Origin of the sequence: Pseudomonas fluorescens, from assembly GCF_001708445.1 — a bacterium.
Classification (GTDB): domain Bacteria; phylum Pseudomonadota; class Gammaproteobacteria; order Pseudomonadales; family Pseudomonadaceae; genus Aquipseudomonas; species Aquipseudomonas gorinensis.
This window is the reverse complement of record NZ_CP015637.1, coordinates 3429426-3451363: the sequence shown is the minus strand read 5'-3', so window position 1 is coordinate 3451363 and position 21938 is coordinate 3429426. Positions and strand designations below refer to the sequence as shown.

At 61.7% G+C, this 21938-nt stretch carries 19 protein-coding genes; 16 read left to right on the top strand and 3 right to left on the bottom strand.

The genetic code is table 11. The features are described from left to right. Nucleotides 1–4: 4 nt before the first annotated feature. From A7317_RS15225 to A7317_RS15150, 16 genes are all read left to right on the top strand, one after another. Complete coding sequence (locus A7317_RS15225) at nucleotides 5–1369, top strand: DUF1329 domain-containing protein (RefSeq protein ID WP_024074549.1); 1365 nt, start codon at nucleotides 5–7, stop codon at nucleotides 1367–1369. Nucleotides 1370–1440: 71 nt separating this feature from the next. Continuing rightward, nucleotides 1441–2544, top strand: coding sequence for a WD40/YVTN/BNR-like repeat-containing protein (locus A7317_RS15220; protein WP_069076210.1), 1104 nt, complete (start codon nucleotides 1441–1443; stop codon nucleotides 2542–2544). Nucleotides 2545–2548: 4 nt separating this feature from the next. Beyond that, on the top strand, nucleotides 2549–5077 hold the full coding sequence (locus A7317_RS15215) for an efflux RND transporter permease subunit (RefSeq protein WP_069076209.1): 2529 nt from the start codon (nucleotides 2549–2551) through the stop codon (nucleotides 5075–5077). Between the two features lie 126 nt (nucleotides 5078–5203). Next, the gene (locus tag A7317_RS15210; RefSeq protein ID WP_069076208.1) at nucleotides 5204–6406 is read left to right on the top strand and encodes an MFS transporter; all 1203 of its coding nucleotides are present in this window, start codon (nucleotides 5204–5206) and stop codon (nucleotides 6404–6406) included. A gap of 48 nt (nucleotides 6407–6454) precedes the next feature. After that, nucleotides 6455–7495 (top strand): aromatic ring-hydroxylating dioxygenase subunit alpha, encoded by a 1041-nt coding sequence (locus A7317_RS15205; protein ID WP_069076207.1) that lies wholly within the window; start codon nucleotides 6455–6457, stop codon nucleotides 7493–7495. Beyond that, nucleotides 7492–8445 carry a PDR/VanB family oxidoreductase gene (locus A7317_RS15200; RefSeq protein WP_069076206.1) on the top strand — a complete coding sequence of 318 codons (954 nt, stop codon included), beginning with the start codon at nucleotides 7492–7494 and terminating at the stop codon, nucleotides 8443–8445. The genes A7317_RS15205 and A7317_RS15200 overlap by 4 nt, the downstream gene beginning before the upstream one ends. 62 nt (nucleotides 8446–8507) lie before the next feature. Further along, nucleotides 8508–9080 carry a cupin domain-containing protein gene (locus tag A7317_RS15195; RefSeq protein ID WP_024074556.1) on the top strand — a complete coding sequence of 191 codons (573 nt, stop codon included), beginning with the start codon at nucleotides 8508–8510 and terminating at the stop codon, nucleotides 9078–9080. Then, entirely contained in the window at nucleotides 9077–10069 is a 993-nt protein-coding gene (locus A7317_RS15190) for a fumarylacetoacetate hydrolase family protein (RefSeq protein WP_069076205.1), read from the top strand. The genes A7317_RS15195 and A7317_RS15190 overlap by 4 nt, the downstream gene beginning before the upstream one ends. Beyond that, the gene (locus tag A7317_RS15185; RefSeq protein ID WP_024074558.1) at nucleotides 10060–11067 is read left to right on the top strand and encodes an NAD-dependent epimerase/dehydratase family protein; all 1008 of its coding nucleotides are present in this window, start codon (nucleotides 10060–10062) and stop codon (nucleotides 11065–11067) included. The genes A7317_RS15190 and A7317_RS15185 overlap by 10 nt, the downstream gene beginning before the upstream one ends. Next, nucleotides 11054–11839 carry a cyclase family protein gene (locus A7317_RS15180; protein WP_024074559.1) on the top strand — a complete coding sequence of 262 codons (786 nt, stop codon included), beginning with the start codon at nucleotides 11054–11056 and terminating at the stop codon, nucleotides 11837–11839. The genes A7317_RS15185 and A7317_RS15180 overlap by 14 nt, the downstream gene beginning before the upstream one ends. Then, a complete protein-coding gene (locus tag A7317_RS15175) occupies nucleotides 11836–12567 on the top strand; it encodes a FadR/GntR family transcriptional regulator (RefSeq protein ID WP_069076204.1) in 732 nt (243 codons plus the stop codon). Before A7317_RS15180 ends, A7317_RS15175 begins: the two co-directional genes overlap by 4 nt. Then, nucleotides 12564–13514 (top strand): LysR family transcriptional regulator, encoded by a 951-nt coding sequence (locus tag A7317_RS15170; RefSeq protein ID WP_024074561.1) that lies wholly within the window; start codon nucleotides 12564–12566, stop codon nucleotides 13512–13514. The genes A7317_RS15175 and A7317_RS15170 overlap by 4 nt, the downstream gene beginning before the upstream one ends. A 99-nt stretch (nucleotides 13515–13613) precedes the next feature. Beyond that, on the top strand, nucleotides 13614–14624 hold the full coding sequence (locus A7317_RS15165) for an ornithine cyclodeaminase family protein (protein ID WP_069076203.1): 1011 nt from the start codon (nucleotides 13614–13616) through the stop codon (nucleotides 14622–14624). A 28-nt stretch (nucleotides 14625–14652) separates the two neighbouring features. Next, complete coding sequence (locus A7317_RS15160; RefSeq protein WP_024074563.1) at nucleotides 14653–15669, top strand: dihydrodipicolinate synthase family protein; 1017 nt, start codon at nucleotides 14653–14655, stop codon at nucleotides 15667–15669. 16 nt (nucleotides 15670–15685) lie between these two features. Then, a complete protein-coding gene (locus A7317_RS15155) occupies nucleotides 15686–17155 on the top strand; it encodes an NAD-dependent succinate-semialdehyde dehydrogenase (protein WP_069076202.1) in 1470 nt (489 codons plus the stop codon). Nucleotides 17156–17462: 307 nt separating this feature from the next. Next, nucleotides 17463–18596 (top strand): FAD-dependent oxidoreductase, encoded by a 1134-nt coding sequence (locus A7317_RS15150; protein WP_081329205.1) that lies wholly within the window; start codon nucleotides 17463–17465, stop codon nucleotides 18594–18596. A gap of 122 nt (nucleotides 18597–18718) precedes the next feature. Here the strand turns inward: A7317_RS15150 and A7317_RS15145 are convergent, their stop codons facing one another. From A7317_RS15145 to A7317_RS15135, 3 genes are all read right to left on the bottom strand, one after another. Continuing rightward, nucleotides 18719–19453, bottom strand: a complete 735-nt coding sequence (locus A7317_RS15145) for an EthD domain-containing protein (RefSeq protein WP_069076201.1) — start codon at nucleotides 19451–19453, stop codon at nucleotides 18719–18721. A gap of 330 nt (nucleotides 19454–19783) precedes the next feature. Further along, a complete protein-coding gene (locus tag A7317_RS15140; RefSeq protein ID WP_024074567.1) occupies nucleotides 19784–20710 on the bottom strand; it encodes a 2-hydroxyacid dehydrogenase in 927 nt (308 codons plus the stop codon). 107 nt (nucleotides 20711–20817) lie between these two features. Then, on the bottom strand, nucleotides 20818–21897 hold the full coding sequence (locus A7317_RS15135; protein ID WP_069076200.1) for a tartrate dehydrogenase: 1080 nt from the start codon (nucleotides 21895–21897) through the stop codon (nucleotides 20818–20820). Between the last annotated feature and the right edge of the window lie 41 nt (nucleotides 21898–21938).

Sequence of the window (21938 nt, the reverse complement as noted above, 5' to 3'; positions counted from 1 at the left end):
GCGCATGACCATTCAGTTCACTCTAAAGGCCTTGTGCTTGACCCTGCTGGCTGTTGCCGCGCCGATGACGCTGGCCGCCAGCGCCGAACAAGCCGCCGCACTGGGCAAGACCCTGACGCCCTTTGGTGCCGAGAAAGCAGGCAATGCCGATGGCAGCATTCCCGCCTGGGACGGTGGCTACACCAAGGTCGATCCGGCCTACGTTCCGGGGGGCAAGCGCAGCGATCCGTTTGCCGCGGACAAACCCTTGTACAGCATCACCGCGCAAAACGTGGCGAAGTACGCCGACAAGCTCAGCGACGGCACCAAGGAGCTGTTCAAGCGCTTCCCGGACACCTATCGCATCGATGTCTATCCGACCCGGCGCACGGCGGCCGCGCCGCAGTGGGTGTATGACAACACCTTCAAGAATGCGACCCGCGCCAAACTGGTCAACAGCAGCGCCGGCCTGATCCCCGACGGTGCCTATGGCGGGATCCCGTTTCCGATTCCACAGAACGGTACCGAAGCCATCTGGAACCACCTGCTGAACTGGCGCGGCACCTCGGTGGCGGGGCATTTCCGCCACTATCTGATGACGGCCGACGGCAACCAGGTGATGACCAGCGACGGCTTGTTGACCCAGGAAATGCCTTACTACTTCCAGGAAGGTGGCCCTGAAAACTACTCGGGCGACTACTGGCTGGTGCGCTTCGTCAATCTCGGCCCGGCGATTCGTGCCGGCGAACAGATCCTGGGGCGTGAGAACATCAACGGCGACAAATCCCAGGCCCATGTCTATCTGAGCGGCCAGCGCCGGGTGCGCACGTTGCCCAACGCCTGCTGCGATACACCGACGCCGTCCACCGCTGGCGTCATGTCGTTCGATGAGCTGAGCGTGTGGGGCGGGCGCACGGACCGGTTCGACTGGAAACTGGTGGGCAAGCAGGAAATGTATGTTCCCTACAACACCAACAAGGTGCAGGCCGCCGCCCAGCCGCAAGACCTGTTCGCCAAGCACCATCTGAATCCTGACTACGTGCGTTGGGAGTTGCACCGCGTCTGGGTCGTCGAGTCGACGTTGGCCGCCGGCAAGCGTCATCAACTGCCCAAAGGCCGCTACTACCTCGACGAAGACACCTGGCAAGCCCTGCTCGGTGACCGTTGGGATGCCAGCGGTCAACTGGCCAAGACCCTCTGGTCCCTGCCGTCCGTACTGCCCGACCTGCCTGGCCTGGTGCAACTGTCTTCGGGTTTTTATGACCTGACTTCGGGGGCGTGGTTTATCCAGAACGTCTACGCCGGATTGCCGGATCAGTATCGCGCGGTTGATCGCTACAAGGCCTCGGAGTTCTCGCCTGCGGCGATGGCCGGACGCGGCGTGCGTTAAACCTGAACCGAGCGTGAAGGGCATGCCCGTCGGCATGTCCTTGGGGTACGAGTGTTTGTCCGAGGTAGGTTATGAACAGAATCAGTCAGGCGGGTGCTTTGCTCCTGGCCCTGTATTTGCCCTTCGTCACGAGCCAGTGCCTGGCGGGGCAGGCTGCGGTGGGCGTGCCGCTCAATACCCCGGCCATGCGGGTACCGGCTGCGCAGAACAGCGTATTGATCGACCTGGCGCGTGCCGGTACACGCCTGGTGGCCGTGGGCGAGCGTGGCTTGATACTGCTCTCCGACGACAATGGACAAACCTGGCGCCAGGCGTCGGTGCCGGTCTCGGTCAGCCTGACGGCGGTACGCTTCGTTGATGCACAAAAGGGCTGGGCGGTCGGCCACGCGGGCGTGGTGCTGGCGACGCTGGATGGTGGCGAGCACTGGACGTTGCAGCTCGACGGCGTGCGCGTGGCGCAGCTGGAACTGGACGCCGCCAAGGCGGACCAGGCCACGGCTAGCGACCCGGATGCCGCACTGGTACGGATACAAAATGCCGAGCGTCTTGTCGCCGATGGTCCAGACAAACCTTTCCTGGCCCTGGAATTCGTCGATGCCCGCCGCGGGTTGATCGTCGGTGCCTACGGTTTGGCGCTGCTGACCACCGATGGTGGCGCCACCTGGCAGTCGCTCATGGGGCGTATCGCCAACCCGAACGGCTTGCACTTGTACGCCATCAGTCGGCAGGGCACACATTGGTTCCTGGCTGGCGAGCAGGGTTACCTGGCGCGCTCGGACGACGACGGGCTGTCGTTCAGTCAGTTGGACAGCCCCTACGAAGGCAGTTTCTTCACCCTGCAGAGCCGCGCCGATGGCGCACTGGTGGTCGCCGGCCTGAAGGGCAATGCCTTTGTCTCCCACGATGCCGGCGCAAGTTTCCAGCGCTTGTCAGTTCCCATACCCATCTCCTTCAACGACTCCATCCGCCTGGCCGACGGCCAGCTGCTGCTGGTCAACCAGGGCGGCACGCTGTTTCGCAACAGCGAGCAGACCGGGGCGGCGCTGCTGCCACTGGGCAACCCCTTGGGCAAGCCTGTTTCAAGTGTGATCGAGGCCGCCGATGGCAGCCTGATCGTTGCTGGTTTCACCGGGCTGCAGCGTCTTGCGCAGCCAGCCACTGCCGCTTCGGAGTGAGGTTATGACGTCTCCTGGTAATTTCCCCCAGTCCCCAGCCAATGCGTTCGAAGACTTCGATCCGCGTTCTGGCTCGGTGCTCGAACGAGCCCTGTTCAACCATCGCCTGTGGGTGTTGTTGCTGTGTCTGGCGACCACGTTGGTGCTGGGTTGGCAGTCCAGTCGTGTCGAGCTCAATGCCAGTTTTGAAAAAATGATCCCCACCCATCAGCCTTATATCGCCAACTACCTTGAGCACCAGAAGGAGCTGAGCGGGCTGGGTAATGCGGTGCGCATCGCCGTGGTCAACAAGCGGGGCGATATCTACGACAGCGCCTACCTCAAGACCCTGCAGGCGTTGAGCGACAAGATCTACCTGCTGCCCGGTGTCGACCGTGCGTACATGAAGTCGCTGTGGACACCGGCCACACGTTGGGTGGCGGTGACCGAAGCGGGCCTGGAGGGTGGGCCGGTCATTCCGGATAAATACGATGGCGGCGCCGCGAGCCTTGCGGCGTTGCGGCGCAATGTGCAGCTGTCCAATGAACTCGGCCAGTTGGTGGCGTTCGACCAGGCATCGAGCATCATTCAAGTGCCGCTGTTACAGCGCACCCCGGATGGCCGTGCGTTGGACTACACCCAGCTGTCGCAACAGCTGGAGGCGTTGCGTAGCCAATACCAGAGCGACAGCATCGACATTCGCATCACCGGGTTTGCCAAGAAAGTCGGTGACTTGATTGCCGGCCTGCGGCAGATCCTGATCTTCTTCGCCGTGGCGATCCTGATCACCACGGTCGTGCTTTATTGGTACACCCGCTGCATTCGCAGCACCTTGCTGGTGGTGTTCTGCTCGTTGGTGGCGGTGGTCTGGCAGCTTGGCTTGCTGCCGTTACTGAATTATCAACTGGACCCCTATTCGGTGCTGGTGCCGTTCCTGGTGTTTGCCATTGGCATGAGCCATGGGGCGCAAAAGATGAATGGCATCATGCAGGACATCGGGCGCGGCATGCACCGGGTGGTCGCCGCACGCTTCACATTCCGCCGCCTGTTCCTTGCCGGGCTCACCGCGCTGCTTTGTGATGCGGTCGGTTTCGCGGTGCTGATGATCATCAAGATCCAGGTGATCCAGGACCTGGCGATGATCGCCAGTATCGGCGTGGCGGTGTTGATCTTCACCAATTTGATCTTGCTACCCATATTGCTCTCCTACGTTGGGGTCAGCCGCCGTGCGGCGCGATTGAGCCTGAAAAGCGAGCACGCTGAACAGGCCGGTCAGCATCGCCACGGGTTCTGGCGTTTCCTCGACCTGTTCACCCAGCGGCGCTGGGCGGCGTTGTGCATCGCCCTGAGCCTGGCGCTGGCGACGCTCGGCTTCATCGTCAGCCTGCAATTGAACGTCGGTGATCTGGATGCCGGCGCGCCCGAGCTGCGGGCCGATTCGCGCTACAACCAGGATGACGCGTTTCTGACCCGGCATTACGGCGCCAGCAGCGACCTGTTCGCGGTCATGATCAAGACCCCCGCCAGCGCCTGTTCGCGCTATGACATCCTGAACAAGGTCGATGCCCTCGACTGGCAGTTGCGCACGTTGCCGGGTGTCGATTCGACCAATTCCCTGGCGCTGCTCAACCGCCGCATGCTGGTCGGCCTCAGCGAAGGCAGCCCGAAGTGGTACGAGCTGCAGAACAACCAGGCGATGCTCAACATGGTCACCGCCGGGGCACCACGCGGGCTCTACAACGAAGACTGCAGCCTGCTGACGCTGTACGTCTACCTCTCCGACCACAAGGCGCAAACCCTCAGCCGCCTGGTGGATCACGTCGAGCAATTCGCCGCGGCGAACAATACCGACGAGGTCCAGTTCCTCCTGGCTGCAGGCAATGCCGGGATCGAGGCGGCGACCAACATTGTCGTCAAACAGGCCAACCGCGAAATGCTGTTCTGGGTCTACGGTGCGGTGATCCTGCTGTGCCTGGTCACCTTCCGCTCCTGGCGCGCCACGATTTGCGCGGTCATTCCGCTGATGCTCACCTCGGTACTCTGTGAGGCGCTGATGGTCTGGCTGAACATCGGCGTCAAGGTCGCGACCCTGCCGGTGATCGCCCTCGGCGTGGGCATCGGCGTTGACTACGCGCTGTACGTGATGAGCATCCTGCTTGGGCATATGCGCCAGGGCACAAGCCTGTCGCAGGCGTATTACCGGGCACTGCTGTCCACCGGCAAGGTGGTGATGCTGACCGGGGTGACCCTGGCGATCGGCGTGGCCACCTGGATGTTTTCGCCGATCAAGTTCCAGGCTGACATGGGCGTGCTGCTGGCCTTCATGTTCGTCTGGAACATGGTCGGTGCCCTGGTTCTGCTGCCGGCCCTGGCTCACTTCCTGTTGCCGAGCAAGCGTGTGAGCAAGGAACCGGTTGGGCACACAGTCGCGGATGAGCCCCACTGCCTGGTCACTGCGGCGCTGACGCCCGTCACCGCCGAGCAGAGGACCAGGGAACAGCACTCATCGTGCAAGAAGACAGTCTCTGTGGCGGCTAATCCGGTCGCGCCATAACAACAAGAAAGGACGTTGCGATGCCTCGTATGTATCTGTTCCCACAGCCTCTATGGCTTGACCTTATCGCCGGCCTGAGCGCCTTCGGCATGGCGTTCTGCGCGACCCAATCAGCGGAGGTGCGTGATGAACGTTGAACGCCAGGCGCGGCTGCCGCAGTCCTTGTTGCTCTTGCTCGGCAGTTGCCTGCCGGTGCTCGGTGCGGTGCTGCTGGCTCCCATCCTGCCGCGTATGCAGGAACACTTTGCCGACACGCCAGGTGTCGCGGTGCTGGTGCCCATCGCCCTGACGCTGCCGGCGTTGATGATTGCGCTGTTGGCCCCCGTCGCCGGGATCATCGCCGACCGATTGGGGCGCAAGCCGTTGCTGATCGGTGCGATGGTGCTCTACACGGTTTGTGGCGTGCTGCCGCTATGGCTGGAGTCGCTGCAGGTCATCGTGATCAGCCGCGCCGGCATCGGTGTGGCCGAGGCGGCGATCATGACCTGTTGCACCACGATGATGGGGGACTACTACAGCGGCGCGCGACGTGAACGCATATTCGCGCTGCAAATGGTTGCGACCTCGCTGTCGGCGGCGATCTTCATTGCCGTCGGCGGTGTGCTCGGCGAGCACGGTTGGCGCACGCCGTTTGCCCTGTATGGGTTGGGGCTGGTGTTCCTGCCACTGATGGCCTGGTTGCTGTGGGAGCCGCGCGCGCAGGCCGTCACCGCGACAACCACAGCGGACAGGGCATTCCCCTGGCGCGCCCTGGCCCCCTTGTATGCCCTGGCATTCCTGGCTGGCTTGAGCCTGTTCATCGTGCCGGTACAAGTCAGTTATCTGCTCAACCTGCTGCATGTCGAAGGGTCGCAGCAGATCGGCCTGACCATGGGCGCCAGTCAGTTCGGCGTACTGGTCGGCGCCTTGAGTTTCCGTCTGTTGCGTGGTGTCCCGGCGCCTCGGCAGATGCTCCTGGCTTTCTTCGCGGCCGCTATCGGCGGCGGGTTGCTGGCGGTGGCCGACCGTCATGGGCTGGTGGTGGTCGCCGTGCTGATCAACGGCTTGGGCATCGGCCTGATGATGCCGACCCTGCTCACCTGGATCATGAGCCAGGTTGACTTCCAGCAGCGCGGCCGCGCGGCCGGCGGCTTCACGGCGCTGTTCTTTGCCGGTGAGTTCGCCAGCCCACTGGTGGTGCTGGCGATCACCGGCGGGGTGATCGGCGCCTTGCCTGCCGCACTGGGAATCATCGCAGGGCTTCAACTTGTGGTGGCCCTGGCCTGCCTTCGGTTGCGAGGCAGCGGGGCCGCTTTTGCCGGCGCGGTCGTCGCAGAGCCTGATCGCTGATCTGTCTATTCGACATTTCATGAAAACAAGAACAATGAGGAGATCATCATGAGTTATTTGCTCAACACCTGGTACATCGCTGGATGGGCAGACGAGCTGACGCAAGGTGGGATGCTTGGCAGGACCATCGTCGAGCAACCCATCGTGTTCTTTCGCAATAGCCAGGGTGTGATCCAGGCGCTCGCCGATCGCTGCCCACACCGTTTTGCCCCGCTGCACATGGGCAAGGTTGTCGGCGATAGCGTCCAGTGTCCGTACCACGGCTTGCGTTTCGATGGCAGTGGCCAATGTACGCACAACCCCCATGGCGATGGGACCGTCCCCAAGGCCGCCTGCGTTCGCGCGTTCGCGGTCGTCGAGCGGCATGGGGCGATCTGGGTCTGGCCTGGCGATTCGAGCCTGGCCAACGAGGCGCAGATCCCTGATTTTTCCTTCCTCGAACAGGCCCCACCCCATGCCAAGGGGCATGGGTATTTGCCAACCCGCGCGCACTACGAGTTGCTGTCCGACAACATCATGGACCTGAGCCACGTTGATTTCCTGCACCCCGATACGCTGGGTGGCGGGGCGTTGTCACGCACGCGCGCGACCATCGAGGAGTTGCCCAACGACCGCGTGCGCATCAGTTGGTGGGCGCCAGACGATGTCCCCCCACCGGCTTTCGGCGCTCATCTTGAAGACCCGAGCCGGGCAGACGTCTGGGCCGAAGTCATCTGGCACGCCCCCGGCCTGATGCTGCTGGGCAGTGGCGCCACGCCGCCCGGCCACCCCAGGGAAGAGGGGCCCGTGACCTGGAACCTGCATCTGATGACGCCGCAGGACGCGACGAACACCCATTACTTCTTCGCCAACACACGCAGTTTCGAGCAGGACAATGCGCAGTTGAACACCTTCATCCAGGACATGTTGATCGGGATTTTCGCCGGTGAAGACAAGCCCATGGTCGAGGCTCAACAGCGCCAGATTGGCGAGGTTGAGCTGCTTGGCCTCAACCCTGTGTTGCTGCCAGTCGATGCCGGGGCCGTGCGTTGCCGACGTGTTCTGCGTCGCTTGATTGCCGCTGAGCAGCCAGTGAGTGCACCGAGATGATCGATGTCGTGGTGACCCGCAAGCGTCGCGAAGCCGAAGGCATCTACAGCTTTGAACTGGCCCCGGCCGAGGATTCCCTGCTGCCGGCTTTCAGTGCCGGCTCGCATATCGACGTGCACCTGCCCAATGGCCTGGTGCGCCAGTACTCGCTGTGCAATCACCCGGAAGAACGTCACCGCTACCTGCTGGGCGTGTTGCTTGACCCTGCGTCTCGTGGCGGTTCCCAGGCCATGCACGAGCAAGTGCACGAAGGCAGCCGGCTGCGGATCAGCGAGCCACGCAACCTGTTCCCGCTGGAGCATGGGGCGGGGTACAGCGTGCTGTTCGCGGGCGGCATCGGCATTACACCGATCCTCTGCATGGCCGAGCGCCTGGCGCGGATCGGCGCGCCTTTCGAGCTGCACTACTGCGGCCGCTCGGTCGGGCGCATGGCCTTTATCGAGTACCTGCGCCATTCGGCGTTCGCCGATGGCGTGCACATTCATGTGGACGATGGCGAGGCTAGCCAGCGCCTGGACAGCGCTGGGGTTTTGTCCGCGCCGACCCGTGACCGTCATCTGTACGTCTGTGGCCCCAATGGCTTCATGGAGCACGTGCTCGGCACCGCGCGTGCGCAGGGCTGGGCCGAAACGCAACTGCACCGTGAGTACTTTACCGCTGCTGCTGCCCCGGTGAGTGAGGCGGGCGGGTTCGAAGTGCAACTGGCCAGCACCGGACAGTGTTTCCAAGTGCCGGCCACGCTCAGCGTTGCCCAGGTGCTGCTGGAGGCCGGCATCGACATCCCTTTGTCTTGCGAGCAGGGCATCTGTGGCACCTGCATCACGCGCGTGCTGGAAGGCGAGCCGGAGCATCGCGACATGTTCTTGACCGATGCCGAGCGGGCCCGCAACGACCAGTTCACACCGTGTTGCTCGCGTGCCAGGAGTGCCCGGCTGGTGCTCGATCTTTAAGGTTTTCCATTCATCCATCTCTACCCGCTGCGGTGTTTTGCCAACTGATTGAGGAGTCGAACATGCAACAGCTTCCAGGTTTCAAACGCGTGGTCACCGGGCACGATGCCCACGGCCAGGCGGTGGTCGCGCTCAGCGGACCGACACCCAACAGCTTCCCGCTCAAGGCCGTGCCCGGTACGGTGTTCCATGAGATCTGGAACAGTGGCGCCAGCCCGGCCGTACTCGACAATGGCGAGGACCCCACCCGCAAGCCGCTTCAGTTGAGTCCGGCGCCGTTGGGCAGCGTTATCCGTGTGGTGGATATCCCGCCCGACAGCGTACAGAACCAAGTCAGCGCCGAGGATGCCGCGGCGGCCTTCGCCGAAATTGGCCAGGCCCATGCCGGTACGGGGCAGGCAGATTCCAAACACAAGCTGATGCATCGCACCGAAACCCTCGATTACGGCGTGGTCACGGAGGGGGAGGTCTGGTTGGTGCTCGATGGCGAGGAAGTGCACCTCAAGCGCGGTGACATCGTCGTGCAGCGAGGTACCAACCACGCCTGGAGCAATCGCACCGAGCAGATGGCACGCATGTTGTTTGTCCTGCTGGATGGCCGCTTCGCGCCCGAACTGCAAGGAGGCCAGGCATGAAGCTCAGTACCTTCAAGAATCATAGCCGCGACGGTCGCCTGCTGGTGGTGTCGCGCGACCTCGCCTGGGCGGCCGATGCCAGCGATATTGCGGCGACGTTGCAGGTTGCCATTGAACAATGGTCGAGCGTCGAAACCGCGTTACGCGCGCGCTACGACGCCTTGAATGAAGGCACCCTGGCCGGCGCCTTCGCCTTCGATCCGCAGCACGCTGCCGCACCCTTGCCACGTGCCTGGCAATGGCTGGATGCCTCGTCCTTCCTCAGTCATGGCGAGCGCATGCAGAAAGCGTTCGCGCTGGATCCGATCGAAGGTGTTGAACACACACCCTTGATGTATCAGGGCTGTGGCGATGATTTCCTGGGGGCCCACGACGACATCGTGCTGCCCAGTGAAAGCCACGGTATCGACTTTGAAGGTGAATTCGCGGTGGTGGTCGATGAGGTGCCCATGGGCTGCTCGGCGCAAGACGCCGCCGACCATATTCGGCTGATTGTGCAAGTCAACGATGTCAGCTTGCGTGCGCTCGCCCCCCGTGAAATGAAGACCGGCTTCGGGTTTATCCAGGCCAAATCCTCGTCAAGTTTTGCCCCGGTGGCGATCACCCCCGACGAGTTGGGCGAGGCCTGGCGGGACGGGCGTGTGCATTTGCCACTGAGGGTCGAATGGAATGGCCAGTGGTTCGGGCATGCCCACGGTGGCGCCATGCATTTCGGCTTTCATCAGTTGATCGCCCATGCGGCGCTGACCCGGCGCCTCAGGGCCGGCTGCGTGATCGGTTCTGGCACGGTTTCCAATGCCGACCCCACGGTTGGCGCGGCCTGCATCGCCGAGCGTCGTGCCGTCGAGATGATCGAGCAAGGGGCGCCGCAGACGTCCTTCATGCGCTTCGGTGATCGCGTGCGCATGGAAGTTCTCGACCTGCGCGGGCAGTCGGTCTTCGGGGCGATAGACCAACGTGTCGTGCGCGGAGGCCTCCCATGCGCGTGATGATTACCGGGGCCAATGGTTTTGTCGGCCGGGCGCTGGTCAACCGATTGCTCCAGGCGAATGAATGGCAAGGCCGTTCGATCAGCGCGTTGATCCTGCTGGATAAAGAGTTGGTGGGGTTTGCTGACGATAAACGCCTGCGTCGGCATTGCGGCAGTGTGACCGATGCCGCGTTATTGCGTCGCGCCCTGGCCGATGGCATTGATGTGGTTTTTCACCTGGTCAGCATCCCTGGGGGAGCGGCCGAGCAGCATTATTCACTGGGCTATCAGGTCAACCTGCTGGCAAGCCTGGAGTTGCTTGACCAGTTGCGCGCGCAGCCTGGCGCGCCGGTGCTGGTGTATGCCAGCAGCGTGGCGGTGTACGGCGGCGACTTGCCGGCGCGCCTCGATGAGCGCGCCGTGCCACACCCGCAGTTGAGTTACGGTGCGCACAAGGCGATGGTGGAAATGGCGCTCAACGACCTGGCCCGACGAGGCGAGGTGGACGGCCGTGCCGTACGCCTGCCCGGCATCGTTGCCCGTCCACGTGAACCCAACGGGCTGCGCTCGGCGTTCATGAGCGACCTGCTGCATGCCTTCGCCGAAGGCCAGCCGTATTGCTGCCCGGTTTCACCGCAGGCGCAGGCCTGGTGGATGTCGGTGCGGTGTTGCGTGGATAACCTGTTGCGGGCCGCCGAACTGCCGGCCGCCGAGCTTGGCGAGTCACGCGTCTGGCAACTCCCGCTGCTGCGCCTGTCCATTGCCCAGGTCATCGATGCCCTGGCCGCTGCCTATGGCCAGGAACGCCGTGCGCTGATCAGCTTCGCACCGGATGCCGGGCTGCAAGCGTTGTTTGGCAACTTCCCTGCCATGAAAACCCCTCTGGCCCGTGCCCTTGGCTTTCGCCATGACGGCTCGGCTGCCGCCTTGATACGAAACAGTTTGAATGCTGCTGCCCCGGCGCGCCGTGCGCGTGGGCGGGTGGCACTTGGAGTGAGCGAACATGCAATCAACTAAACGCCGCCTGGTGGACCTGTCCGTTACCCTGGACAACAACCCCTACACCGATCCACCGCCGTTGCTGCCGAAAATCGACTACATGGACCATCAGCAAGGCTGGCCGGAGATGGCCGCGATGTTTCCCGGCCTGTCCAAGGCGCAACTGCCTGGCGACGAATCCTGGGCGGCTGAGCGCCTGCAGATCACCACGCACAGCGGTACGCATATGGACGCCCCCTGGCACTATGCCTCGACCACCGACGGTGGCAAGCCGGCTTTCGGCATCGACGAGTTGCCGTTGGACTGGTGCCTGCAACCCGGCGTGAAGCTGGATTTCCGTCATTTGCCCGATGGCCATGTGGTCAGCGCCGCCGAAGTGCAGGCGGAGCTGGCGCGCATCGACCACGTGCTGCAGCCGTTGGACATTGTCCTGGTCAACACCCGCGCCGGCGCGCTGTTCGGTCAGCCAGGGTATCTGGATGCCGGGGTCGGTATGGGCCGCGAGGCTACGTTGTATTTGCTCGAGCGCGGCGTGCGTGTGGTCGGCACCGATGCCTGGAGCTGGGATGCGCCGTTCAAGTACACACGCGAACGCTTCGCGGCCACGGGCGATGCCTCGATCATCTGGGAAGGGCACAAGGCCGGGCGTGACATCGGCTACGGCCAGATGGAGAAACTGGCCAACCTGGAGTGCCTGCCGGCTCATGGTTTCCAGGTGTCCTGCTTCCCCTACAAGATCCGGCACGCGTCGGCCGGTTTCGTCCGTGCCGTAGCGATTTTCGAGGCGTGAACGTGCCGGCGGCCGCAGGAAAAAAACGCAGCAGCCTGTCCCGGGGGCTGGAGGCGCTGCTGTCCGGGCACATTCTGGAGGGGCGACTGCGGGGCGGTGAACAGTTGCCCACCGAGTCGGCCCTCATGCTTGAGCATGGGGTCAGCAGGACCGTGGTGCGCGAGGCCATGTCGCGTCTACAGGCTGCTGGAATGGTTGAGACACGCCACGGGATCGGCACGTTTGTGCGCGGCAGCGCCCTGTCGCTGGGGGCATTCATCGACCCGGCTACCCTCGGCATCCTCGATGATTCGCTGGCGATCATGGAGTTTCGAATCGGTCTTGAGGTGGAAGCTGCCGGGCTGTGCGCCCAGCGACGTCGTCCGGATCAGTTGGCCGGGTTGCGGGGGCTTCTCGATCAACTCGGACAGCCAGCCGTCAGTGTCAATGACAGGGCGGCGTTGGATTTTCAGTTCCATCTGAGCATTGCCCAGGCGTCAGGTAATCACTACATCGCCAACACACTGGCCAACCTGGGCGTGATCATCATTCCGCGCAGTCGATTGGATTCTGCGCGTTTGTTTCATGATGAGCCGTTGCACTATGAACAGCGCATGCAAAGCGAGCATGAACAGATCTATCAGGCGATCCTCAACCAGGACGCTGAATACGCGCGCGCGGCCATGCGCCTGCATCTTCAGGACAGTCGCGAGTACCTGCAGCAGGCTCGCCAAGCGTTGAGGCCATGAAGGACCTTCAGAGTGCCGATGTACCGGGCAATGGCTCGCACTATCCGGCAACAGCGCTGACCATCATCGATCCTCGCTGGACCTTGTTCGTGCGTGTCGTGGCGGCTGGAAGTCTCAGCAAAGCCGCGGTACTGCTGGATATGCCGCAGTCCATGGTGAGTCGCAATATTGCCTTGCTCGAGTCGCAATGTGGCGAGCGCCTGTTTCATCGCACGGGGCGCGGGGTGGTCCTGACCGAATTTGGGGAGCAACTGCTGCCGTGCATATCGGATCTTCTTGCGGACGCTGAAGGCCTTGCCGATGACATTCGCAACCTGCGGGGAAAGCCGGTGGGGGAGGTGGTCGTGGGCATGTTGCCGTCTGCGGTGCGTCGGTTTGCCGGGACGCTTTTTTCTGCGGTACGCGCCCAGATGCCCGGTGTGAGGTTGCACCTGATCGAGGGCGCGAGCGCTCAACTCGAAGAGCAGTTGCACGATGGTCGTCTGGATATGGCGCTGGTGCTGCGCGAGAGCGAGGCAAGCATCGGGCAGGCCCATCTTGTGGCCAGGCTGCCGTTGCACCTGGTAGGACCGGCCGCCGATCCGCTGTTCGTCAAGCGAGATATTGCATTAAAAAATCTATCGAGGTTGCCATTGGTCGTGCCTGGGCGACCGCATCTGTTGAGGGCCAGGCTCGACCATCTGGCCACCGAGCAAGGCGTGGAATTATGCGTTGCCGTCGAAGCCGACTCCGTGCAGCTCCAATATGAAGTCGTCGCCGCGGGTGGCGGCTATGCGATCGCCTCTGTGCTACCGGGCTCTCTGGACCCGCGACTGAGTTCGTCACGTATCGTCGAGCCGCTTCTCGAGCGCTTTGTGGTACTGGTCGAGTCACCACGTCGCCCCTTGACCCGTGCCTCCCGTGAAGTGCGACGCTTGATCGGCAGCCTGGCGATGCCATCGATTTGAGCGATAGCTGCTTTCGATCCCCAGCAGTATTCGGTGGGGGATGTGCCTCGTAGGGTGTCAGTCAATCACCGACTGATACTCGATTGCGAGGTTAGCGCTATGCATCACGCCCAACAGCACCACGTCGTTGCCCCGACGCTTTTTCTCAGCGATGCCGATGTGGCCTCGCTCGCCGACTGGAGCGCCGCCGTCGCGGCGCTCGCCCAGGCCTATGCCAGCCCTACCTCGGATGCCATGGTGCCGCCCCGGTCGATGGCGCGGGGCGATGGGATCTGGCTGCGCAGTTTGACCGCCGTACCACCGACTGGCGGCCATATGGGCTGCAAGTTGATCGCGGCTTCCATGCGGGCACGTTGCGCCAGCTATTTGATCGCGTTGTTCAACCAGCAAACCATGGCGCTCAGTGCCCTGATCGACGGCAATCGGGTAACCGGATTGCGCACCGCGGCAACCGCTGCGCTGGCGGTGGATTTGCTGGCGCCCCAGCGTGCGCTGCGGGTGGGTGTGATTGGCGCGGGGTTCGAGGCGCGTGGCGCCTTGGATTGCCTCAAATCCGTGCGCGATGTCGCCCATGTTCGCGTGTTCAGTCCAACGCCTGCGAGCCGCGAACGGTTTGCCGACAGCTTCAGGCCGGGGCTGGATATTCACGCGGTGGGCAGCGCGCAAGAGGCCGTGCAGGACTGTGATGTGGTGATCTGTGCCGCCCGCAGCCGTGACGAGTCTCCAGTACTGCAAGGCGCGTGGCTTGGCCCGGGTACCACAATCGTATCGTTGGGTTCGACCTTGCCTGAACAACGGGAAGTTGACCCGGTCACGATGGAGCGAGCCGTGTGCATCGTCGCGGATATGCCGCAAGAGGTACTCCACGATACGGGGGATGCCATTGCGGCGATCACTGCCGGTGTCTATGTCGCCGACAAATTGGTCGCGCTGTCGGACCTGGTGGCAGGGCGTGTCATCCCGCGCCAGAACGACAGCGACATCGTTCTCTACAAATCGGTGGGCTCGGCCTTGCAAGACGTTGTCATTGCGCAAGTGCTGTACGAGCGCGCCCGGCAACAAGGCCTCGGACTCGAGTTGCCTGCCAGCATTGTCCCTGTCTCGAAATAACCCCTCCACTGTCCGAAGGAAAATCATCATGGCGACTTACAACAAAGCGGATGCCCGTGCCTGGGCGCGTGAAAACCTGGTGGGCTGCTCGGCTGTCACCCTCCCAAGCTTCAGTGCTGATCTGAAGCGCCTCAATGAGCGTGGCATACGCCACGACATCGAACATACGGTCGGGCTGGGCTACAGCGCCACGTTGCTGTGCAGCGAGCTGGCCATCTCTGCCCAGGAAAACGCGCAATTCACCGCTTGGGCGCGTGAGTCGGGGAAAAGCCTGATCCTGTTCTTCCACGCGGCTTTTGGCACGCTTGCCGAGAATATCGAGGCGGTGAAGCTCGCCGAGAATGCCGGTGCTGACATCGTCCTGCTGTCCTATCCGCCACAGTTCTGGCCGACCAGCGAGCAGGAAATCTACGACTACACCAAGGCATTCTGCGACGCCACGGACCTTGCGGTCATGCTCTTCCCGATTCCGCTCTGGGGCTTTGAGCGCGTGCATCCGGCGGGGATGTCATTGGAATTGGTCCGTCGCCTGCTGGCCGATTGCCCGAATATCGCCGCCATCAAGTCCGAGCAAGGGTTCCCATTGCCGGCGGGCATTTGCGAGATGTACCACCACTTCCGTGACCAAGTGGTGATCAGTTGCCCGATCGAAGGCGATGCGATCCCCTTGATGAGCCTGATGAAGCTGCAGTTTTCCGGCACCAGCAACACCGCGTGGATGAGCGACTACTACCCGAAAGCTTTCGAGCTGGCCCGCACGGGGCGTTTCGAAGAAGCGATGGAACTGTACTGGAAGGTCAATCCGGCACGCAGCGCCAACGGCGCCGCTGCGCAAAGCTATGCCGGCGGCACCGGTGTGCTCAACCGCACGATGTGGAAATACCAGGACTGGCTCGCCGGCTTCAACGGCGGCCCACTCCGCGCCCCGGCGATGCGTGTGCCGGATCGCTTCATGAAGTCTCTGCGTCAAGGGTTGGTCGCGTCGGGGCTGCCAGTGACTTCGGACCCTGATGCCGCCTTCATGATCGGGCGTCACCCGTGCTGATCAGGAGGGTTGCACCGTGAAGCATTTACTTAAGGACCCGACACTGTGGCGTACCGGAGCCTACATCGCTGGAGACTGGTTGACCGAGACGCCACACGGTCGTTACACGCTGCGTAATCCGGTGGATCAAACGGTGCTGGCCGAGTTGCCACGCTGTCGCGAAACTGAAGTCCGGCACGCCATCGACGCGGCGCAGGAGGCCTTTGGGCCGTGGCGGCGCCTGACGGCCAAACGCCGTGGCGAGGTGTTGCGCCGTTGGTATGAGTTGATGGTTGAACATCGGGAGGATATTGCCACGCTGATTACCCTGGAGGAGGGCAAGCCCCTGGAGGAGGCGCGCGGCGAAGTCGATTACGCGGCGTCTTTTGTGCGCTGGTTTGGCGAGGAAGCCACGCGGGTTCGCGGCGAAATGATTCCCGGCGTAAAGGACACTCAGCGCATCGTTGTACTGCGCGAACCCATCGGGGTGTGCGCCGCGATCACGCCTTGGAACTTTCCCGCTGCCATGATTACGCGCAAGGCCGCCCCGGCCCTCGCGGCCGGCTGCACGATGGTCGTGAAACCGGCCAGTCAGACGCCCCTGACCGCACTGGCGCTGGCCGAACTCGCGCAACGCGCGGGTGTGCCGGCCGGTGTTTTCAGTGTGATCACGGGTAACGACACCCGCGACATTGCCGGTGAGCTCACGGCCAACCCGTTGGTGCGCAAGCTCACTTTCACGGGCTCCACCGAAGTGGGTCGGTTGTTGCTCGCGCAAGCGGCGCAGACGGTGAAGAAATGCTCCATGGAGTTGGGCGGCAACGCCCCGTTCATTGTCTTCGACGATGCTGATCTGGATGCCGCCGCTGACGGGGTGATGTTGGCCAAGTTTCGCAATGGCGGGCAGTCATGCATCGGTGCCAACCGGGTGCTGGTGCAGTCAGGGATTTATGACGCACTGGCCGAACGCATCGTCGAGCGCATGGCACGCCTGAAGGTGGGCAATGGCCTGGAACCGGGTGTGCAGGTCGGGCCGTTGATCGATGACGCGGCAGTACGAAAGTCCCAGGCCCTGGTTGATGACGCGCTGGCGCAAGGGGCTCGACTGCTGTCCGGCGGCAAGCCCCATGTGCTGGGAGGAGGTTTCTTCCAGCCCACCCTGCTGGCCGACGTGACCCATGGGATGCGGATCGCTCGCGAAGAGATCTTCGGCCCGGTCATGCCGCTGTTGCGTTTCGACCGCGATGACGAAGCCATTGCGATGGCCAACGACAGCGAGTTTGGCCTGGCGGCGTATCTGTTCAGCCGTGATGCGGCACGCATCTGGCGCAACGCCGCTCGTATCGAATCGGGCATGGTGGGCATCAACTGTGGTTTGATTTCGAATGAGGTCGCGCCCTTCGGCGGCGTCAAGCAGAGCGGTCTTGGGCGCGAGGGATCGCACCTTGGGATCGACGAATTTCTTGAAGTGAAATACCTCTGCTGGGATGGCTTGGAAAGCGTGTGAATCCGTGTCGTTGAAGGCCGATTGATTGCGGTTCGAATGAACTGCAATCAATCGGTTTTTTTATTTATCCGTAGGCACGCGGATAACACCGGGTTTTGTCGCAACGCCAAGACCCATCAGCTGAAGCGATACCTCGGATTGTGCAAAGCGATTTCAGCGCAGATAACCAATTCGATAGTCTCGTCGTTGATCTGACATTTTCCGTCGGAAACTCATGACTCTGCAGCATTGACTCGACGACGCCGCAACGCTCGTCGGTGTGCCATGCACTGTCAGCCGGGTGAATAAGAATAATTAGGAGAGCGTGATGATTGCAGCAGTCAATAAGGTCCTGGTGATCGGAGGAGGGTTCTCCGGTATGACCGCGGCTATCCAGCTCGCCCGCCAGGGGGTGGAAGTTGACCTGGTCGAAATAGATCCTTTGTGGTGCCCTCTAGGGGCGGGAATTACCCTGAGTGGGCCCACGCTACGAGCGCTTGATACCGTTGGGATTCTTGAACAGGTGGCCGCGCAAGGGTATCTGTCGACCAATTTCGATGTGTTTTCACCGGCAGGCGACCTGATTGTGCAGTTGGCGCTTCGACCTCCGCTCAGTGATAAAGCGATTCCTTGTGGCGGCGGCATTCTGCGCCCGGTGCTGGCTCGTATTTTTGCCGACAAGACACGGCAAGTAGGCACCCATGTGCGCCTCGGCATCACGTTCGACGGCATCATCGAGCACGCGGATGACCTTGAAGTGTCTTTCACCGACGGCACCTCTGGGCGCTATGACCTGGTCATTGCCGCCGATGGTGTGCATTCGCAGATACGAAAGGCGTTTTTCCCCGAAGCGCCTGCGCCGAAACCCATTCACCAGAGTGTCTGGCGTGCTGTACTGAGGCGTCCGCCGGAAATCGTGCGGCCCAGTCACTGGCTCGGACGCACCAAGGTTGGCGTCAATCCGATTTCCGAAACGCACATGTACATGTTCCTCATGGAAAGCCGCGAGTTTTCCGAGTGGATCGATCCGGCCAGTTGGCCAGGTGAAATGGCGCGGCTGCTGGGTGAGTTCCCCGCCCCGATCCTGCAGGCGCTGGTGCCTCAATTGTATGAGCCGGGCGCCAATATCGACTATCGTCCGCTGGCCAATCTATTGGTGCCGTTGCCCTGGCATAAAGGCCGCATGGTGATGATTGGGGACACGGTGCATGCCACCACGCCACATCTGGCTTCCGGGGCTGGAATTGGTATTGAGAGCGCCATCGTGCTCGCCGAAGAGTTGCTCGCCAGCGCCGATCTACAGACTGCCCTGAACCGGTTCGAAGCGCGGCGTTGGGAGCGTTGCCAGCTCGTGGTCGAAAACTCCGCGCGGCTGTGCGAGATAGAAAAAAGTGGGGGTGACAAGGACGAGCATGCTCAGATCATGCGCGAGTCTACTGCGATGTTGGCCGAGCCCATCTGAATCAAATAAGTCGCTGTTCTGGTGCCTGGCACTTATGTCTATGGTGCGCGGCACAGGACGCGGACTCAGCGGCTTGAGTCCGCGTTGACGCGCGGTTGAGCACAGTTCCGTTGATTAAGTGTTTACCGGTTCAGGCCCATAATCACCACCTCTTTGACATATACGAAAAAAGACTCCGCTGACACCACAATCCCTTCGTCAGAAAGCTGTTGGAACAGTGCGCGCTGATACTGACGAAAACTGGAAAGAGCGCTTTCATTTTCAAACCACATGCTGCAAGCGCCTTCATATACCGTTATGTCGGGGCCGAAATAGGCGGTTACCCTGTCACCGTCGGGCAGGTATCTGGAACGAACATGCCGGCGGAGTGCACTTTGAAAGTCTGGGTGTCGGCTGATGATTGCCTCGTGCGCCGAATCCCATGCGCTGAAAAAAGAATCCAAAGACACCGTTGGATTCTTTTTCAAAAAAATCATCACTTTGCTGTGGAGGGACCCTGAACTTGCAGGGACGGTTTCGACTTCATCCATCAACTGAGCGGCCTGGTTAGACAGGTCCGCGAAGTTTTTTGCATCAGGCCCTACGGTTTGTTGGGTATAGGGATCGCTGAACGTGTGAATCAAACCCGGCATATCATCAAAAAATAACTCCGTGATGGAGTCTCGGTGAAAATTTCTTGTATAGGTCACATCGGAGTCCATTCCGAACGCGCCGTCGATGATATGGTTTTGTACGTATCGTTTGACACTCAATGGTTTGGCTCGAGCGATTTTTCCGTGCTGATGCTCTATATATTCCAAAAACTCAGCATGGGTCATTCCAGGTTTTCGGCGTACGGCGGCTAGCATTTTAATCATGAGAGCTCTCGCGTTTATTGGACTGATTTTAAATGAATGTAGTGTCCTGAATATTTAATGCATATTTGTTATGCGCGATGTTCGGGCGTTACTTTATTCAGCAATAAAATATATAACCAGAACGGACTGGCGAACCAATCAGCGTTTCCGCTAGGAGGTATCGCGCAATAGCATGCTTGACGAGCCTTGGGTGGGTGGTGGCGCGCATTTCCATCGGCTCGGTGGCGAGCCAAATGGCATCGATGCGGATCACTGGAGCCGCTCGCGGACACCGTCGGCCTTAGTGCTGGAGTTCAGAAGGTGACTTGGCCGGACGTACTGTGCGGAGCCTCAGTAGCCATGATCGCGCTTGATCAAGCCTTGCATGGGCTTGCCGACCTGATGACGCCTGATATTGGCCAGCAATACCTCGAACGCGCTCTGCGGTGCCGTCATTGCGCCAACGTGCGGCGTCAGCCAGACATGTGGGTGCTGCCAGAACCGATGATCCGGCGATGGCGGTTCTTCGTTGAGCACGTCGAGAATGGCGTGGCTCAGTTGTCCGCTATCCAGCGCTTGAAGTAGATCGTCTTCCTTGAGATGACCGCCCCGGCCCAGGTTGATCAGGCTGGCACCCTTTGGCAGTGCGGCCAGCGTCCTCGCGTTTAGTATGTCGCGAGTGTCGTCGGTCAGTGGCAGTAGGCAGATCAGAATGTCGCACTGGCTGAGAAAGGACTCGAGCTGGTCGTCGCCGGCATGGCATTGCACACCGTCGATACTCTTCTGCGAGCGCGCCCAGCCATGCAACTGGAAGTTGAACGCACGCAGGCTCTGCAGCACCGCAACGCCCAGATTACCCAGGCCCATGACGCCGATCCGACGTTGCGCTGCCGGGGTCAGGAAGTGGTCTTGCCAGCGCCCGGCCTGTTGTTGATGCAGGTACAGAGGGATCTGTCGGTGCAGGCTCAACACGGCGAAGCAGGCGTACTCGACGATGCCTTGGGCAATGCCGGGGTCGAGCATGCGGACGACCTTGATAGGCTCTGGCAGCTCGCCGAGGTCGAATTGATCGACTCCCGCCGAGGTGGCGAAGATCACTTGCAGGTTCGGGAAGCGTTCATGCAGCTGTCGTGGCGGTTGCCAGGCGGCAAAGTAGCGTACTTGCGACGGGTCGCCAATGTCCGGCCAGAAGCGCACGTCGATGTCCGGCGCGTGTGTTTCGAACAGCGATTTCCAGGCGCGGCCACGGGCCTCGTCGACTTTGAATAGCAGGGTCATGGTGTCTCTCGCAAGCGCTGGCAAGGTGTTCAGACGATGCCAAAGTCACACGCAACAATCTCCCGTATCACGGGCCGTGAACGGAAGATTGCGCGTTATTTGCCGGTTCAGACCGCAGCGGCGATGGCCTTGCCCAAGGCTTCGGTGTTGCCCTTGCCGCCAATATCGGCCGTCAATGGTGCATTATCCGGCCCCATCGCCAGTACGGTTTCGATGGCAGCCAGCACCGCTGCGCCCGCCTGCGGGTGGCCCAGATGTTCGAGCATCATCGCGCCACACCAGATCTGTCCGATCGGGTTGGCGATGCCTTTGCCGGCGATGTCCGGCGCCGAGCCGTGCACCGGCTCGAACAGGCTCGGGAAGTTACGCTCCGGGTTGATGTTGGCTGACGGCGCGATACCGATGGTGCCTGTGCAGGCGGGGCCGAGATCGGAAAGGATGTCACCGAACAGATTGCTGGCGACCACCACATCGAACCAGTCCGGATGCAGGACGAAGTTCGCGGTGAGGATGTCGATGTGGTACTTGTCGACCTTTACCTCAGGAAATTTCTTGCCCATCTCGACGACGCGCTCATCCCAGTACGGCATGGTGATCGCGATGCCGTTGGACTTGGTGGCGGAGGTGAGGTGTTTCTTCGGGCGGCTCAGAGCCAGGTCGTAGGCGAACTTGAGAATGCGGTCGACGCCGACGCGGGTCATGACGGTCTCCTGTAAGACGATTTCCCGGTCGGTGCCGGGAAACATCTTGCCGCCGACGCTGGAGTATTCGCCTTCGGTGTTTTCCCGTACGACCCAGAAGTCGATGTCGCCGGGCGCGCGATTGGCCAGCGGCGCCTTTACCCCCGGCATCAGGCGGCACGGGCGCAGGTTGACGTATTGGTCGAACTCACGACGGAACTGCAGCAGCGAATCCCACAGGGAAATGTGATCAGGCACGACGTCTGGCCAGCCCACCGCACCGAAATAGATCGCGTCGTAGTCTTTGAGAATGTCGAACCAGTCGTCGGGCATCATTTTGCCGTGGGCCAGGTAGTAATCGGCGCTGGCGAAATCGAACCAGTCCCATTGCAGTTCCAGGTCGTGTTTGGTCGCCACGGCGTCGAGTACGCGCACGCCTTCGGGCATGACTTCCTTGCCGATGCCGTCGCCGGGGATCACCGCGATTTTGTACTGGGCTTTGCTCATGGGTTCGACTCCTGGGATTGATGTGGACTGATTGCCAGTGT

Bases quoted from the DNA above. Each gene is read 5' to 3' on its own strand.
- A7317_RS15225 (WP_024074549.1), top strand. From the start codon at position 5: ATGACCATTCAGTTCACTCTAAAGGCCTTGTGCTTGACCCTGCTGGCT.
- A7317_RS15220 (WP_069076210.1), top strand. From the start codon at position 1,441: ATGAACAGAATCAGTCAGGCGGGTGCTTTGCTCCTGGCCCTGTATTTG.
- A7317_RS15215 (WP_069076209.1), top strand. From the start codon at position 2,549: ATGACGTCTCCTGGTAATTTCCCCCAGTCCCCAGCCAATGCGTTCGAA.
- A7317_RS15210 (WP_069076208.1), top strand. From the start codon at position 5,204: ATGAACGTTGAACGCCAGGCGCGGCTGCCGCAGTCCTTGTTGCTCTTG.
- A7317_RS15205 (WP_069076207.1), top strand. From the start codon at position 6,455: ATGAGTTATTTGCTCAACACCTGGTACATCGCTGGATGGGCAGACGAG.
- A7317_RS15200 (WP_069076206.1), top strand. From the start codon at position 7,492: ATGATCGATGTCGTGGTGACCCGCAAGCGTCGCGAAGCCGAAGGCATC.
- A7317_RS15195 (WP_024074556.1), top strand. From the start codon at position 8,508: ATGCAACAGCTTCCAGGTTTCAAACGCGTGGTCACCGGGCACGATGCC.
- A7317_RS15190 (WP_069076205.1), top strand. From the start codon at position 9,077: ATGAAGCTCAGTACCTTCAAGAATCATAGCCGCGACGGTCGCCTGCTG.
- A7317_RS15185 (WP_024074558.1), top strand. From the start codon at position 10,060: ATGCGCGTGATGATTACCGGGGCCAATGGTTTTGTCGGCCGGGCGCTG.
- A7317_RS15180 (WP_024074559.1), top strand. From the start codon at position 11,054: ATGCAATCAACTAAACGCCGCCTGGTGGACCTGTCCGTTACCCTGGAC.
- A7317_RS15170 (WP_024074561.1), top strand. From the start codon at position 12,564: ATGAAGGACCTTCAGAGTGCCGATGTACCGGGCAATGGCTCGCACTAT.
- A7317_RS15165 (WP_069076203.1), top strand. From the start codon at position 13,614: ATGCATCACGCCCAACAGCACCACGTCGTTGCCCCGACGCTTTTTCTC.
- A7317_RS15160 (WP_024074563.1), top strand. From the start codon at position 14,653: ATGGCGACTTACAACAAAGCGGATGCCCGTGCCTGGGCGCGTGAAAAC.
- A7317_RS15150 (WP_081329205.1), top strand. From the start codon at position 17,463: ATGATTGCAGCAGTCAATAAGGTCCTGGTGATCGGAGGAGGGTTCTCC.
- A7317_RS15145 (WP_069076201.1), bottom strand. From the start codon at position 19,453: ATGATTAAAATGCTAGCCGCCGTACGCCGAAAACCTGGAATGACCCAT.
- A7317_RS15140 (WP_024074567.1), bottom strand. From the start codon at position 20,710: ATGACCCTGCTATTCAAAGTCGACGAGGCCCGTGGCCGCGCCTGGAAA.
- A7317_RS15135 (WP_069076200.1), bottom strand. From the start codon at position 21,897: ATGAGCAAAGCCCAGTACAAAATCGCGGTGATCCCCGGCGACGGCATC.